General features: G+C 67.2%; 11 protein-coding genes and 2 tRNA genes. 6 read left to right on the plus strand and 7 right to left on the minus strand.

Annotated elements, in window-relative coordinates:
• Positions 1-148 precede the first annotated feature (148 nt).
• Complete coding sequence (locus J7500_RS09590) at positions 149-1402, plus strand: tetratricopeptide repeat protein (protein ID WP_294061487.1); 1254 nt, start codon at positions 149-151, stop codon at positions 1400-1402.
• Between the two features lie 54 nt (positions 1403-1456).
• On the opposite strand, the gene J7500_RS09595 is transcribed toward J7500_RS09590, so the two are convergent.
• Positions 1457-1918 carry an Lrp/AsnC family transcriptional regulator gene (locus J7500_RS09595; protein WP_294061488.1) on the minus strand — a complete coding sequence of 154 codons (462 nt, stop codon included), beginning with the start codon at positions 1916-1918 and terminating at the stop codon, positions 1457-1459.
• 174 nt (positions 1919-2092) lie between these two features.
• Between J7500_RS09595 and J7500_RS09600 the strand changes: the two genes are divergently transcribed.
• The 4 genes from J7500_RS09600 to J7500_RS09615 all read left to right on the plus strand — a co-directional run bounded on the left by J7500_RS09600 (position 2093) and on the right by J7500_RS09615 (position 5282).
• Positions 2093-4003 carry a histidine kinase dimerization/phospho-acceptor domain-containing protein gene (locus J7500_RS09600; RefSeq protein ID WP_294062148.1) on the plus strand — a complete coding sequence of 637 codons (1911 nt, stop codon included), beginning with the start codon at positions 2093-2095 and terminating at the stop codon, positions 4001-4003.
• A 2-nt stretch (positions 4004-4005) separates the two neighbouring features.
• Positions 4006-5073, plus strand: a complete 1068-nt coding sequence (locus J7500_RS09605) for a polysaccharide deacetylase family protein (RefSeq protein ID WP_294061489.1) — start codon at positions 4006-4008, stop codon at positions 5071-5073.
• A tRNA-Ile gene (locus tag J7500_RS09610) sits at positions 5064-5139 on the plus strand. Before J7500_RS09605 ends, J7500_RS09610 begins: the two co-directional genes overlap by 10 nt.
• A gap of 66 nt (positions 5140-5205) precedes the next feature.
• Positions 5206-5282 (plus strand) — tRNA-Pro (locus tag J7500_RS09615).
• A gap of 12 nt (positions 5283-5294) precedes the next feature.
• Here the strand turns inward: J7500_RS09615 and J7500_RS09620 are convergent.
• From J7500_RS09620 to J7500_RS09635, 4 genes are all read right to left on the minus strand, one after another.
• On the minus strand, positions 5295-6302 hold the full coding sequence (locus J7500_RS09620; protein ID WP_294061490.1) for a transferrin-binding protein-like solute binding protein: 1008 nt from the start codon (positions 6300-6302) through the stop codon (positions 5295-5297).
• Positions 6303-6424: 122 nt separating this feature from the next.
• Complete coding sequence (locus J7500_RS09625; protein ID WP_294062149.1) at positions 6425-7711, minus strand: dicarboxylate/amino acid:cation symporter; 1287 nt, start codon at positions 7709-7711, stop codon at positions 6425-6427.
• A gap of 228 nt (positions 7712-7939) precedes the next feature.
• On the minus strand, positions 7940-8173 hold the full coding sequence (locus tag J7500_RS09630; protein WP_294061491.1) for a hypothetical protein: 234 nt from the start codon (positions 8171-8173) through the stop codon (positions 7940-7942).
• A 182-nt stretch (positions 8174-8355) separates the two neighbouring features.
• Positions 8356-9729, minus strand: a complete 1374-nt coding sequence (locus J7500_RS09635) for a M28 family peptidase (protein WP_294062150.1) — start codon at positions 9727-9729, stop codon at positions 8356-8358.
• Positions 9730-9879: 150 nt separating this feature from the next.
• Here J7500_RS09635 and ettA point away from each other — a divergent pair, with 150 nt between their 5' ends.
• Entirely contained in the window at positions 9880-11559 is a 1680-nt protein-coding gene (ettA, locus tag J7500_RS09640; protein WP_294061492.1) for an energy-dependent translational throttle protein EttA, read from the plus strand.
• Positions 11560-11602: 43 nt separating this feature from the next.
• On the opposite strand, the gene J7500_RS09645 is transcribed toward ettA, so the two are convergent.
• Together J7500_RS09645 and J7500_RS09650 are read right to left on the minus strand one after the other, a co-directional pair.
• A complete protein-coding gene (locus J7500_RS09645) occupies positions 11603-13057 on the minus strand; it encodes a M48 family metalloprotease (protein ID WP_294061493.1) in 1455 nt (484 codons plus the stop codon).
• A 96-nt stretch (positions 13058-13153) separates the two neighbouring features.
• Positions 13154-14755, minus strand: a complete 1602-nt coding sequence (locus tag J7500_RS09650; RefSeq protein ID WP_294061494.1) for a carboxyl transferase domain-containing protein — start codon at positions 14753-14755, stop codon at positions 13154-13156.
• Positions 14756-14759 lie beyond the last annotated feature (4 nt).

Consider the following 14759-nt stretch of genomic DNA (forward strand, 5'->3'; position numbering starts at 1 on the left):
GGTCCTGCGGTGCCTTTTGTGCGCCTATTCAAACAGCGTTCATGCGGCAATCGGCATCGCACGTGCGATTGGTCGCGCTTGAACGGGGCGATGCCGCCATCTAGAGGGCGGCGGAGTCCCGTCTCCCGCCCCACTAGGAGAGTTCTAGATGACGTTCGTTTCCAAGCTCGCGCTCGCCGCGGTGCTGACGCTCGGCGCCCCCGTGCTTGTCGCGGCGCCGGCTGCTGCCCAGAACAAGGGCGAAAAGGCGCCCGAGATCAAGGTCAGCCCCGAGTTCCGGACCCCGGCCGCTGCGGCCGAAGCCGCGTTCAAGGCGCAGGATCTGGCGACTGCCGACACCCAGCTCACCGCGGCCGAAGCCGTCGCGAAGAACGACGACGAGCGCTATTTCGCCGCGTCGCTCCGCCTCCAGATCGAGCTCGCCCGCAAGAACACGCCGGGCCAGATGAAGGCGCTCCAGGTTCTTTCGACCAGCCCCAAGGTTCCGGCCGACAAGGTCCGGCTCTACGGCGCGGTGTACAATTACATGCTCGGCGACCAGCTTCTGACGGCGAAGAAGCCCGCCGAGGCGCTGCCGGCGCTGCTCAAGGCGCGCGAGCTCGGCTCGGACCAGCCCGATCTGCCGGTTCTGCTCGCCAATGCCTATGCCGGCACGGGCAAGCAGGCCGAGGCGGTGGCCGAGGTCGACCGCGCGATCCAGGCGAGCAAGGGTGCGGGCCGCAAGCCGCCGCAGGAGTGGTACAAGTTCGCGATTCCGCGCGTGAACCAGCTCGGGGATCGCGCCGCGACCGCCACCTGGCTGTCGCGCTACATCCAGGAATATCCGTCGGTGCAGAACTGGCGCTGGGCGGTTTCGGTGTTCGGGCTCGGCGCTTCGGACGACAAGGCCGAGAAGCTCAGCCTCTTCCGCCTGATGCGCTCGACGCACGCGCTCGCGGGCCGCAGCGACTATGCCGCCTACGCCTATACGGCGCAGCAGGCCGGTCTGCCCTGGGAAGCCGTCGCGGTGATCGACGAAGGCCGCAAGTCGGGCGTCATCCCGGCGGGCGATTCGGACACGCAGCAGATCTACACCGCGTCGCAGAACGCCGCGCGCGCCGAGGGCTCGCTCGACGGGCTCGCCAAGCAGGCAGCCGGTGCGGCGAACGGCAAGAATGCCGTGAGCACCGGCGACGCCTATCTGGCGTCGGGCAACAACGCGCGCGCGGTCGAGCTCTATGACCTCGCGCTCCAGAAGGGCGGCGTGAATGCGGATCAGGTCAATCTGAACCGCGGCGTGGCGCTCCAGCGGCTCGGCCGCAAGGACGAGGCGCGGGCGGCGTTCCAGCAGGTGAAGACGGGCCCCTACGCCAATCTCGCGCTGCTCTGGGCGGCTTCGGTCGACTTCCCGCCGCTCGCCTGAGCGGCAACAGCGCCAATATTGAAGGAAAGGGGCGGTCGGGCGACCGCCCCTTTTTTATGCCACGGGTACGCCGGGCAGCGCCTTGGACGTGCGGATGGTGAGCGAGGTCTTCACATGCTCGACGTTGGGCGCAGTGGTCAGCCGCGTCGTCAGGATCTGCTGAAAGCTCTGCAGATCCTGCGCAACGATCTTGAGGATGAAGTCGATTTCCCCATTCAACATATGACACTCCCGCACCTCGGGAATGCCGGCCACCAGCTCCTCGAAAGCGCGCAGGTCGCTCTCGGCCTGGCTTTTCAGGCTCACCATCGCGAAGACGGTCAGGTTGTAGCCGAGCGCTCCCGGTTCGAGCGCGGCATGATAGCCGGTGATCGCTCCCTGCTGCTCGAGCGCGCGAACGCGGCGCAGGCAGGGCGGGGCAGTCAACCCCACGCGTTCGGCCAGTTCGACGTTGGTCATGCGGCCGTTGTCCTGTAGCAGACCCAGAATCCGAACGTCGATGTCGTCGAACCGCATTATTTTGATTCTCCACTTTGGGTTCGTTGCAGTGAACGTGCGATAACCGCAACTTTATTTCAGGGCAACGCAATTGTCCCACATTGCGACGTGCCGAAATGGGCGGTTCCGACGGCTGCAGTCGGGGGTTAAGGAATCGTTACAGCGCACATTTCGCTGGTGCGCTTGATGAGGGTGAATTTGCGATTCGACGACACTCTGGAGACGGTGCTCGCAGCCGATCTGAGCACGCCGCAGGGCGTGCAATCGGCGTGGCGGCAGCTCGTCGACCTGGTCGGTCGTCGGCGCGTGCCCCCCGACACGCGCACCATGGCGACACTCAAGGCGCTGCGTCCCGAAGTGCCCGTCGCAGTCCGTGCGGCGAGCGCGCGCGCACTGGAATTCGGTAACCCCCCGGCGCCGCTGGTCCGCCTGCTGGCGCTCGACGATCTTGAAATCGCCCTGCCGGTGCTGCGCAGCGCGCGGCTGAGCTCGGCCGAATGGGTTCAGCTGATACCCGATCTCTCGCCCGCGGGGCGTTCGGTGCTGCGCAACCGCCGCGACCTGAGCCCCGTGGTCGGGCGTGCGCTCGAGAGCTACGGCCCGGCCGATTTCGTCCTGCCCGACGCGAGCGAAAAGCTGGAAGCGCCCGAGGTGCCGCTGGTCGCCGTGGAACCCGCGACCACTCCGGTGGCGCCGGAAGCCCTGTCGGAACCGCTTGATTGGCACGGAGCGCTCGACGACGTCGCAGCGCCCGCGGCGCAGCCGGTCGAGATGCCCACGAGCCTCTCCCCGAATGAGGATTTCCTCTTCGCTGCGGTCGACGACGACTCCGACGCGTTGCCGCCGGCCGAGCCCGGCGCCTTCTTCGGTGCGGCCGGTGTCCATGCGCCTCCCGTCGCCGAGCTGCCGCCAGAGCCCACACCGGCGATCGACGTTGGCAAGGCGGGCGCGCCCGTTGCGGCAACGCCCGCGCATGGGGTCCCGCAGGGTCCCGAGGGCACGTTCGAGATCTCCGAGGTGATGGCACGGATCGACGCCTTCTGGCGCAACCGCGAGACCGATGCCGCGGCGCCGCGTGGACCTTTGGTCGCCGAGGAATTGCGCTTCGAAACCGATGCGAAGGGCGTGATCCGCTGGGTCGAGGGCGCCAACCGCGCGGCGCTGGTCGGGCTGGGGCTCGATACCCAGGGAATGCCGGAGGGCTCGCGGATCGACGCGAGCGCGGCCGGAGCCTTTCGCCACCGCGCCGGCTTCTCGAATGCGCGGATGGTGATCGAGGGCGAATCCGATGCTGCCGGCGACTGGCTGATCTCCGCCGTGCCGGTGTTCGACTCCGTCAACGGCCGCTTCGCCGGCTATCGCGGCACCGGCCGCCGACCGCGCGCCGACGAGCGCGCCGAGCGCGCTCCCGCGCCGCAGCCTGCCTCTGCCGACTCGCTGCGCCAGCTCGTCCATGAGCTGCGCACGCCGACAAACGCGATCGCGGGCTTCGCCGAGATGATCGACGCGCAGATGCTCGGCCCGGTCCCGGACGTCTATCGCGAGCGCGCGCAGGTGATCCGCGAACAGGCCCGCGTCCTGCTGGGCGCGATCGACGACCTCGATCTCGCCGCACGCATCGACAGCGCCGCGCTGGCGCTGGTGCCGGGTCCCGTGCCGCTGCGCCCGCTGTTTGCGGCGATCGCCGACGAGCTTTCCCCGCTCGCTGCGCTGCGTGGCGCCCTGATCGCGCTTCCGATCGACGATTTCGCGGTGATCGGCGACAAGCGCGCCGTCGAGCGGCTGTTGTCGCGGCTGATGGCGACGCTGCTCTCGGCCAGCGCGGCAGGCGAGCGCGTCGGCGTGCGGACCGCCTTGGAGGGCGAGACTGTTGCGATCGCGATCGATCGCCCGCGTGCGCTCGCCGAATATCCCGGCGATTCGGTGCTCGGCATCGACGATGAGCGCGAGGATACCTCGCTGCTCGGCACCGGCTTTGCGCTGCGCCTTGCGCGCAACCTGGCGCGTGAGCTGGGCGGCAGCCTGGTGATCGAGCCCGAGAGCTTGACTTTGCGCCTTCCGGCGTCCGTAGCTTTCCACATGGGGCAGGCGCATCTGAGCTGATCGTGGGGGAGGGGGACGAACCCGCGCCCGGCAGCGCCTATCGCGTGCCGGCTCCCGATCCGGCTGCCCTGGTCGCTTGGCCGGATTCCTTCGGTAGGCGCTTCACCATCTTCATCGACACCGAAGAGGAGTTCGATTGGAACGGACCCTTCGTGCGTGAGGGGCACGGCACGAGCCACATGGCCGCGGTGCCCGCCGCGCACGGACGCTTTGCGGCGCAGGGGGCGGCGCTCACCTATCTCGTCGACTATCCGATTGTGGCGGCGCCCGCCGCGGCCGAAATCCTGCGCGAGCTCCTCGCCGACGGGAGCACCGGGATCGGCACCCAGCTTCACAGCTGGGTCAATCCGCCCTTCGAGGAAGAGCTCAACGCGTTCAACAGCTTCGCGGGCAACCTTGCGCCTGCGCTCGAAGAAGCGAAGCTGCTGGTGCTCACCGACGCCATCGAGCGCGCGACGGGCGTTCGGCCGCGCGCCTATCGCGCGGGGCGCTATGGGCTGGGCCCGCACACGCTCGCCATGCTCGCCAGGCACGGCTATCGCATCGATACCTCGATGCGCGCGCGCTATGATTATCGGCCGGACGGCGGACCCGACTTCACTGCTGTCACGCCGCATGCCTTCCGCACCGGACCGGACAACGCGCTGGTCGAGCTGCCGCTCACCACGGTCTTCACCGGGCGAGCGCGCCGGGCCGGAACAGAGCTCTACCGGCGGCTGGGAAGCGTGCCGCGCGGACGCGGCCTGGCTTCGCGGCTGGGGCTGCTCTCCCGCGTCGCGCTGACGCCCGAGGACATGCCGTTGGACGAGGCACTCGAAGCCATACGTGTCGCGGTGGGAGAGGGAGTGCGCCTGCTCAACTTCGGCTTCCATTCGCCCTCGCTCGAACCCGGCCACACGCCCTATGTCCGCGACGCTGCCGATCTGGCGGCGTTTTGGCACTGGTGGGACCAGGTGCTTACGCTTCTAGACCGATTGGGCGTCACGTCGGCCTCGCTCGCCCAAATCCTCGAGGCGGCTTGCGGCGAGCCCGCCACCTCCGCTAGTGCGGGCGGCGCTGGGGGCCTGTAGCTCAACGGTTAGAGCTGGCCGCTCATAACGGCTAGGTTGCGGGTTCGAGTCCTGCCGGGCCCACCAGCGCGCCGGCCATCACAAGCGCGGGCTTGTAGCAGCGGCAGGAAGCGCCTAGGCGGCGTTTCGCGTCGGGGAGTGGCGCAGTCTGGTAGCGCGCCTGCTTTGGGAGCAGGATGTCGCAGGTTCGAATCCTGTCTCCCCGACCATCTTTCCGGCGGTTAGGGTTTTGCTCCGACGATGCCGCCGACGATGCGCTGATCGGCGCCAGCGCCATAAGTGCCGCGGATTACGAAGCTCATTCCGATTTCCTTTGCCTGGGGCCCGAAGAAGGTGCCGGTGAAGGAGCCGGTGGCACCATCAGCCGAGCTGATAGTGCCGGTGAACGCGTTGCCGCCCGCGGGGATCGAAGCCTGTCCGCTGAAGGTGCCGATCACCAGCGCGTTGGCGCAACGCGGGAATGGACAGGTGGACAGGCTGATCGTCGCATCGATCAATCCCGTAGCGAAATTGACCGAAACCGTCGCCGTTCCCGTCACCCGCTCGGTGGACGAGCCATCCGCGAAGGCCCGGATCACGCGCCCAGTTGCGCCGCTAGCATAGCTCGAAGTGCCGCTGGTCGGCACCTGTGCCGCGGCTGTCGAATAGCCGAACACGCTGGTCGTGAAGCGCTTTTGGCCCGCCGTGGAGTCGCTACGCCACCAATTCGCGTAGCTCACGTGTGACCGGGCGAAAACTGCGTTGCTCGTCACTTGGGAGGCAATGCTGTTGTTGAGGAAATCGAGTTGAGAGAATTTGCCGGCGGTGGCGCTGTCCTCGATGCGGAACATATATTCGGTGACCGTCGGATCCGGAGCCAAGGTGACGTTCGCATTCGTGAAGAACGTCTGCTCGCCATTGTCTTTGACGCCGAAGCTGCCGGTCGCGATGGCGCCGGTCAGGCTCACCCGAACGGCGTTCGAGAGGCCCGCAACGCTGCCGGCTTCGATCACGATATGGGCCGCAGGGTCACCGGTGTAGTTCACCCTGGCACTGATCGAATCGAACTCGGCGGCGGAGGTGAGCGGGAACGCCGTTGGTGTCGCCGTTGGCGAAGGCGTGGGCGCCGGGCTCGACGTTGGGGACGGCGAGGGCGTGGGGGAGGGCGTCGGGCTCGGGCTGCCTCCATTGCATGATTCCAACATCAGAAGCATCCCGGCGGCGATCATTGCGGTGGGGCGATAAGTCATCGAGCGCTCCTCAACGGTCGGAAAATAGGTGAAAACTAGCTGTTTTTATTTAGGAATACCACAGAAGTTCCCAGGACTCTCCGATATTCGGCGAGCGAGACATGCCCCTGGCTGTCGGAACCTTAATCGGTATCCATCTCCACCGGCGGCCGCGCAGGCAATTCGTCGGGTGCCCCCGCGAGCGCGCGGGCCAGCGCATCGCGGTCGAGCGCGCCCTCCCAGCGCGCCACCACCACTGTCGCAACGGCATTGCCCATGAAGTTGGTGAGGCTGCGGCACTCGCTCATGAAGCGGTCGATGCCCAGGATCAGCGCCATGCCGGCGAGCGGCACCTTGGGGACGATGGCGAGCGTTGCCGCCAGCGTGATGAAGCCGGCGCCGGTCACGCCCGCAGCGCCCTTCGAACTGACCATCGCCACTGCCAGCAGCCCGATCTGCTCGCCCAGCGTCAGCTGCACGCCGGTCGCCTGGGCGATGAACAGCGCGGCGAGCGTCATGTAGATGTTGGTGCCGTCTAGGTTGAACGAATAGCCGGTGGGCACCACCAGCCCTACGACTTCCTTGCGGCAACCGGCACGCTCCATTTTCTCGATCAGCGCAGGCAGCGCGGCTTCGGACGAGGAAGTGCCGAGCACCAGCAGCAGCTCGGCCTTGAGATAGCGGATGAGGCGGAGGATCGAGAAGCCGTTGAGCGCGGCGACCGCGCCGAGCACGACCAGCACGAAGAGGAGCGAGGTCAAATAGAAGGTCGCGACCAGCGCGCCGAGGTTGAGCAGCGTGCCGAGGCCATATTTGCCGATCGTGAAGGCCATCGCTCCGAATGCCCCGATCGGCGCCGCACGCATCACGATCGCGACGATGCGGAACACCACCAGCGCGACGCGCTCGAGCATGTCAGTCACCGGTCGCGCGGGCTCGCCTACGAGTACCAGGCCGACGCCGAACAACACTGCGACGAGCAGCACCTGCAGGATCGATCCGCTGGTGAAGGCGGAGAGCAAAGTCGTCGGGATGATTGCGATCAGGAAGCCCGTCACGCTCGTCTCATGCGCCTTTTCGCCGTAGTCGCGGACCTTGGAAGCGTCGAGCGTGGTGGGGTCGACGTTCATTCCCACGCCGGGCTGGACGAGATGCGCGACGATGAGGCCGATGATGAGCGCGATCGTCGAGAAGAACAGGAAATAGGCGAGCGCCTTGACCGCCACGCGGCCGGTCGAGGCGAGGCCATGCCCGCCGGCGATTCCCGTCACGACGGTGAGGAAGATCACCGGCGCGATCACCATCTTCACCAGCGCGATGAAGGCGTCGCCGAGCGGCTGCAGCGCGGCGCCGGTCGCCGGCCAGAAGGCGCCCACCGTGATGCCTGCAGCGATCGCGATCAGCACCTGGACATAGAGGCTGGCGAGCATCCGCGGCAGCGCCGGGCGACGCTCGACCGGCCGAGATTCCGCTGTTGTCGTACCTGTCGCCATTCGCCCCCCTTTGCTCGGGTCATAGGGCGGGAGAGGCGTGGGCCAAAGCGCTATTCAATGGCCGCGAGGGGCGGGGGAGCGGATTGCTTGCAACGAAAAAGGGCGCCCCTTGCGGAGCGCCCTTTTCCGATGTCTCGGTTCCGGCCCAAGAGGCCGGAAAGAAGATCAGTTCGCGTTCGCCTCGGCGGCGTCGGCGGCGTTCTCTTCGACGTCGGCAGCGTTCTCGAGAACGTTCTCGGCAACGGCGTTGGTCGCGTTGTCAGCGGCCTCTTCGTAGATCGCGGCGTTCGCTTCGTGCGAGTCGGCCACGTTCTCGGCGGTGGTGTTGGTGGTGCCGCCGTTGCAAGCCGCGAGCGACATCAGGCCGGCGGTCGCCGCAACAATGAGGATCTTCTTCATTCGGTTTGCTCCCATTGGAACATTAAACACGTTTCGCACCCGGCCCGAGCCGACGCGAAGCCGCTGACATAACGGTCGTTGCGCGTGCGTCAATCCAAAATGCGACGAGATGCAAAATTTCGGCCCCTTTTTTGCCACAATTGCGCCCGTTCGGAGCCGGCTTACGCTACGTGTCCGTAACGTCAGTGCCCTGCGGACGGCTGGACCGGGCCGATGTCCTCCGGCGCATTCGCAGCCACCGCGAGCATCGCGGTCCAGGCTGCCACATTCTGCCGCAATTGCTCGGGGTCGACCTTGTCGAGCGTGTCGTCGGGCGTGTGGTGGTAGTCGAAATAGCGCAGGCCCGATTGATCGAGGTCGATGCCGCCGACGCCCGTCGCCAGCACGGGCCCGACATCGGTGCCGCCGCTGGCGACTCCGCGGCCGCGCGAAATGCCGAGCGGGGCGAGCGCCGTCGCGACGCGATCCGCGACCGGCTTGGCGCTGTCGGGCAGGTTGGCTTCGAACTTCCAGACGCGATCGGCGCCGAAATCGGATTCCATCGCGAGCACATGGCGCTCGCTCGCATGCGCCTTGGCATAGGCCTCGCCGCCGAAGCCGCCGACTTCCTCTGCGCCGAACCAGACGACGCGGATCGTGCGGCGCGGGTGGCCAGCGTCCATGATCCGCTTGGCCGCGGCAGTGGTGATGCCAACGCCCGATGCGTCGTCGATCGCGCCGGTGCCCAGGTCCCAGCTGTCGAGATGGCCGCCGATCAGGATGATCCCGGCATTGGGATCGGTGCCGGGCACGTCGGCGATGACGTTACCCGATTCCGCCTCGCCCTTGAACTGCGGAGTGACGAGCAGCTTGAGCCGCACCGGGCCGCGCTTGAGCAGCCGCTCGAGCTGCTCGGCATCGGGAACGGAGAGCGCCGCGGCCGCGATCGGCTTGGTGCCCGTCGGCCAGTTGGTGACGCCGGTGTGCGGATTGCGGTGATGGTCGGTGCCGATCGAACGGATCAGCACCGCGGCCGCGCCTTTGCCCGCTGCCAGCGCCGGGCCCATGCGCCGCACGCCGCCGTAATAGCCATATTGCGAGCCGTCCTGCGTCGGCGTCATCGCGTGGCTGACGAAGGCGATCTTGCCGGTAAGGCTGCCAGCGGGCGCCGCCTGCAGATCGGCAAGCGTCGGGAAATAGACCACCTCGGCCTCGATCCCCTTGGCGCCGGTCGATCCCGAATTGCCGAGCGCTGCGATCGTCAGCTTCTGCGCGGAGGCGCCGACGACTTCGGCCTTCTCCTCGCCGCGCACCCAGACGGGCATCTTGTAGGTTTCGATATGGACGTTCTGGAAGCCCAGCGCGGTCAGCTTCTTGACCGCCCAGGCGCGTGCGCGCGCCTCCGCCTCGGTCGCGGCGAGCCGCTGCCCCACTTCGGTGGTCAGCCCCTCGGTGATCTCCCACGCCACGTCGTCCTTGAGCGCCGCATCGCGCAGCGCGGCGGCGTCGTGCTGGGCAAGGGCGGGAAGGGGAAGGGCGAGCGCGGCGGCGGCCGCGAACAGGATGCGCTTGGTCATGGTCAGCGTGCTAGCCACCCGCGTAATATTTGCCAATGCCCCACGCGTTTCCTTTTTGTTTCCCGCTCCCCCGCGTTGCCATTTGGCGCTTCGATCGCTACATCGCCGCCAAACTTCCCGCATCCCAGAGTTCGAAACGGAGACCAGCCCGTGGCCGCCCAATACGCCTTCGTGATGAAGGACATGACAAAGACCTTCCCCGGCGCGCAGAAGCCGGTGCTGTCGAACATCAACCTGCAATTCTACCAGGGTGCGAAGATCGGCATCGTCGGCCCCAACGGCGCCGGTAAGTCGACGCTGATGAAGATCATGGCGGGCATCGACACCGATTTCGCCGGCGAGGCATGGCCGGGCGAGAACATCACCGTCGGCTATCTGGCGCAGGAGCCGCAGCTCGATCCGAGCAAGAACGTGCTCGAGAACGTCAAGGACGGCGCCCGTGCCGTCGCCGACATGGTCGACCGCTTCAACGCGATCTCGGCCGAGATGGGCGATCCCAAGGACGACACCGATTTCGACGCCCTGATGGAAGAGATGGGCGTGCTCCAGGAGAAGATCGACGCCGTCGACGGCTGGACGCTCGACAACCAGCTCGAGATCGCGATGGAAGCGCTGCGCTGCCCGCCGAGCGACTGGCCCGTCGACAATCTTTCGGGCGGCGAGAAGCGCCGCATCGCGCTCACGCGGCTGCTGATCCAGAAGCCGTCGATCCTGCTGCTCGACGAGCCGACCAACCACCTCGACGCGGAGAGCGTCCAGTGGCTGGAGAACCACCTCAAGGAATATCCGGGCGCGGTGCTGATGATCACCCACGACCGCTATTTCCTCGACAATGTGGTCGACTGGATCCTCGAGCTCGATCGCGGCAAGTACTTCCCGTACGAGGGCAATTACTCGACCTATCTCGAGAAGAAGGCCAAGCGCCTCGAGCAGGAATCCCGCGAGGAATCGGGTCGCCAGAAGGCGATCCGCGACGAGCTCGAATGGATCCGGCAGGGACCCAAGGGCCGCCAGACCAAGTCCAAGGCGCGTATCGCCAAGTTCGACCAGCTGGTCGAAGCGCAGCAGAACCGCACGCCCGGCAAGGCCCAGATCGTCATCCAGGTACCCGAGCGCCTGGGCGGCAAGGTGATCGAGGTGAAGGACATCTCGAAGGCTTATGGCGACAAGCTGCTGTTCGAGAATCTGAGCTTCACGCTCCCGGCCGGCGGCATCGTCGGCGTGATCGGTCCCAACGGCGCCGGCAAGTCGACGCTGTTCAAGATCATCACCGGCCAGGAACAGCCCGATTCGGGTACGATCGAAGTCGGCACCACCGTGCGCCTGGGCTATGTCGACCAGAGCCGCGACAGCCTCGACCCCAAGAAGAACGTCTGGGAGGAAGTCTCCGACGGGCTCGACTATGTGAAGGTCAACGGCCACGACATGTCGACTCGCGCCTATGTCGGCGCGTTCAACTTCAAGGGCCAGGACCAGCAGAAGAACGTCGGCAAGCTGTCGGGCGGTGAGCGCAACCGCGTCCACATCGCCAAGATGCTCAAGCGCGGCGGCAACGTGCTGCTGCTCGACGAGCCGACCAACGACCTCGACGTCGAGACGCTCGGCGCGCTCGAGGAAGCGATCGAGAATTTCGCCGGCTGCGCGGTGGTGATCAGCCACGACCGCTTCTTCCTCGACCGTCTCGCCACGCACATCCTCGCCTTCGAGGGCAACAGCCATGTCGAATGGTTCGAGGGCAACTTCGAAGCCTATGAGGAAGACAAGCGCCGCCGCCTGGGCGACGCGGCCGACCGCCCCACCGCGCTGGCGTACAAGAAGCTGACGCGCTGATGCGGATGCGTCCGGCGGGGGAGACTCCGCCGGGCTCCCGCGCTCAATAGGTCACGATCTTCACTCTGTCCCCCGGCCGCAGCACGGCGTCGGGAGCAAGGCCGTTGAGCACGCGGAAATGGTCGGCGGGTGCCTGGTCGACCACCATGCGCCGGGCGAGCGACGCGATCGTGTCGCCGGGCTTCACCGTCACCACGCGTAGATAGCGCGGGCGCGCGCGGGCGACCTCGGCGTTGCTCAGCGGACGGAAGGATTCGACCAGGGACGTCGCCGCCCCGAGCCCCTGTCCGGCAGGGGTCAGGACGATGAAGTGATAGGCGTTGCCTCCCATCGGGTAGGCGAAGACCGTCACGTCGACCTGCGAATTGCCGCTGTTGGCGCGCGCTTGCGCATAGCCGGTGGGCACGCCGTTGATCGTGGTGGTGCGCACATCGTCGACGCCCTGGCCGAGCAGCGCCCGGAAGATGCCGTCGACATGGTTCCGGAGATTGCCGGCATAGGTCGCGCTCGAGAATTGCGCCTGGGTGTTCGGCCCGGTGATGGTCACGGCGCGCGCGCCGTTCGTCATGCTGAAGCCCTGGGGAACGGTGAATCCCAGCCTGAGGCCGGGGTGCAGGAAGTCGCGGCCCACGATCATCCCCTGCCGCGGATCGTCACCGTAGAGCATGCCGTCGATCGCCGCGAGGAAAGCGTCGCGGTTGCGGGGATTGGCAGTGCCGCCCACCGACTGCGCGCGCTGCGCCGCGCGGCGGACGCGCGAGGCCGGATCGGGATGCGTGCTTGCCCATTCGGGCGTCGAGCGCGCACTGCCGGCGAGCTGCTGGTCGAGCTGGTTCTGCGCCGCAAGGCTGGCGAGCATCGTCGCGAGCCCGTCGGTGTCGTAACCCGCGCCGCGCAGATAGTTGACCGCGAGATCGTCCGACTGCGTCTCCTGCCCGCGCGAATAGCCGAGCGTGGCGAGCTGGGCGCCGGTGTCGATGCCGCGGCCGAGCAGCTCGCCGAACCCTGAATTGCCCGCCACGGCGCCCACCAGCACCTGACCCAGCACGCTCAGGATCGAATTGCGCTGCGCCGCCTTCTGGCGGCTCTGGCTGTGCCGCGCCGCGACATGCGCGACTTCGTGCCCGAGCACGCCGGCAAGCTCGGCTTCGTCGTTCATCAGCGCGAGCAGCCCGCGCGTGACATAGACATGGCCCCCCGGGGTGGCGAAGGCATTGTCGACCGGGCTGTCGAGCAGCGTCACGGTGAAATCCGAAGGGTTGGACGAGAGCCCCGATTGAACCGCAACGCGACGGGCGACCGTGGCGACATAGCCGGCCTGGCGCCCTTCATAGTGTCCGCCATATTCAGCGACCAGCGACGCGCTGGCCTGTTGCCCCTGGCTTCGCTCGGCGGGCGAGATCGGTGCGATCTGGCCGCGGCCCTGCGGTGGCGCGCTCGCGCCACAGAACAGGGCGGCCGGAATGGCACATAGGAGAAGCGCTTTGCGGGGCTTCATGGTCCCTCCTGTCGTCCCCCCGGGACAAGTTTTGCCCTGTGCGGCGCGCGCGGTCCAGTCGCTCGAAGGGGCGGGCTCCTACGCCCGGGCCCTATGTCACATCCGGAAGACGCCGAAGGCCGGCCTCTCGGGGATCGGCGCGTTGAGGCTTGCCGCGAGCGCGAGGCCGAGCACGTCGCGCGTCTGGGCGGGATCGATGATGCCATCGTCCCATAGCCGCGCGGTCGCGTGCCAGGGATTGCCTTCGTCCTCGTAACGCTGGCGGATCGGTGCCTTGAAGGCTTCGGCATCGGCCTCGCTCCATTTGTCGGCGTCGCGATGGACGGTGGCGAGCACCGATGCGGCCTGCTCGCCGCCCATCACGCTGATCCGACTGTTGGGCCAGCTGAACAGGAACCGCGGCGAATAGGCGCGGCCGCACATGCCGTAATTGCCCGCGCCGAAGCTTCCGCCGATCAGCACGGTGATCTTGGGCACGGTGGCGGTGGCGACGGCGGTCACCAGCTTGGCGCCATGTTTCGCAATACCTTCCGCTTCGTACTTCCCGCCGACCATGAAGCCGGAGATGTTCTGCAGGAAGAGCAGGGGGATGCGCCGCTGACAGGCGAGCTCGATGAAATGCGCGCCCTTCACGGCACTCTCGCTGAACAGCACCCCGTTGTTGGCGATGATGCCCACCGGCATGCCCCAGATATGCGCGAAGCCGCACACCAAAGAGGTGCCGTAGAGCGCCTTGAACTCGTGGAATTCGCTGCCGTCGACGATGCGCGCGATGACTTCGTGCACGTCATAGGGCGCGCGGACGTCCTGGGGGACGATGCCGTAGAGCTCCTCGGGCGCATGGCGGGGCGGGCGGGGCGTCAGCAGCGCGACGTCGGGCGTGCGGTCGGCGGGCAAGTGGCTGACGATGTCGCGCACGATCGTCAGGGCATGCTCGTCGTTCTCCGCGACATGGTCGACCACGCCGGATTTGCGCCCGTGCAGGTCGCCGCCACCCAGATCCTCGGCCGAGATGACTTCGCCCGTCGCGGCCTTCACCAGCGGCGGGCCGGCAAGGAAGATCGTGCCCTGGTTGCGCACGATCACGCTCTCGTCGCTCATCGCCGGGACATAGGCGCCGCCCGCGGTGCAGCTTCCCATCACGCAGGCGATCTGCGGGATGCCGAGCGCCGACATATTGGCCTGATTGAAGAAGATTCGGCCGAAATGATCGCGATCGGGGAATACCTCGGCCTGGTGGGGCAGGTTGGCGCCGCCCGAATCGACCAGATAGATGCAGGGAAGGCGGTTCTGCTCGGCGATCTCCTGCGCGCGGAGATGCTTCTTCACTGTCATCGGATAATAGGTGCCGCCCTTCACCGTGGCGTCGTTGCACACGATCATGACGGTGCGGCCCGACACGCGGCCGATCCCGGCGATCATGCCGGCGCCGGGCACTTCGCCTTCGTACATGTCGCAGGCGGCGAGCTGGCCGATCTCGAGGAAGGGCGAGCCCGGATCGAGCAGCCGCTCGACGCGATCGCGGGGCAGCAGCTTGCCGCGGCTGGTGTGGCGCTCGCGCGACGCCTCGCTCCCGCCGAGCGCTGCGCGGGCGACGTCGGCGCGCAGCCGCTCGACCAGCGCTCGGTTGTGCGCCGCGTTGGAGCGGAACGTCTCGCTCTCGCGCATCACCCTGGTATCGAGCACGGGAGCGCTCATTAGG

The organism is Sphingomonas sp. (assembly GCF_017744835.1).
Classification (GTDB): Bacteria; Pseudomonadota; Alphaproteobacteria; order Sphingomonadales; family Sphingomonadaceae; genus Sphingomonas.

Bases quoted from the DNA above. Each gene is read 5' to 3' on its own strand.
- J7500_RS09590 (WP_294061487.1), top strand. From the start codon at position 149: ATGACGTTCGTTTCCAAGCTCGCGCTCGCCGCGGTGCTGACGCTCGGC.
- J7500_RS09625 (WP_294062149.1), bottom strand. From the start codon at position 7,711: ATGCTCGCCAGCCTCTATGTCCAGGTGCTGATCGCGATCGCTGCAGGC.
- J7500_RS09645 (WP_294061493.1), bottom strand. From the start codon at position 13,057: ATGAAGCCCCGCAAAGCGCTTCTCCTATGTGCCATTCCGGCCGCCCTG.
- J7500_RS09650 (WP_294061494.1), bottom strand. From the start codon at position 14,755: ATGAGCGCTCCCGTGCTCGATACCAGGGTGATGCGCGAGAGCGAGACG.
- J7500_RS09630 (WP_294061491.1), bottom strand. From the start codon at position 8,173: ATGAAGAAGATCCTCATTGTTGCGGCGACCGCCGGCCTGATGTCGCTC.
- J7500_RS09635 (WP_294062150.1), bottom strand. From the start codon at position 9,729: ATGACCAAGCGCATCCTGTTCGCGGCCGCCGCCGCGCTCGCCCTTCCC.
- J7500_RS09595 (WP_294061488.1), bottom strand. From the start codon at position 1,918: ATGCGGTTCGACGACATCGACGTTCGGATTCTGGGTCTGCTACAGGAC.
- J7500_RS09620 (WP_294061490.1), bottom strand. From the start codon at position 6,302: ATGACTTATCGCCCCACCGCAATGATCGCCGCCGGGATGCTTCTGATG.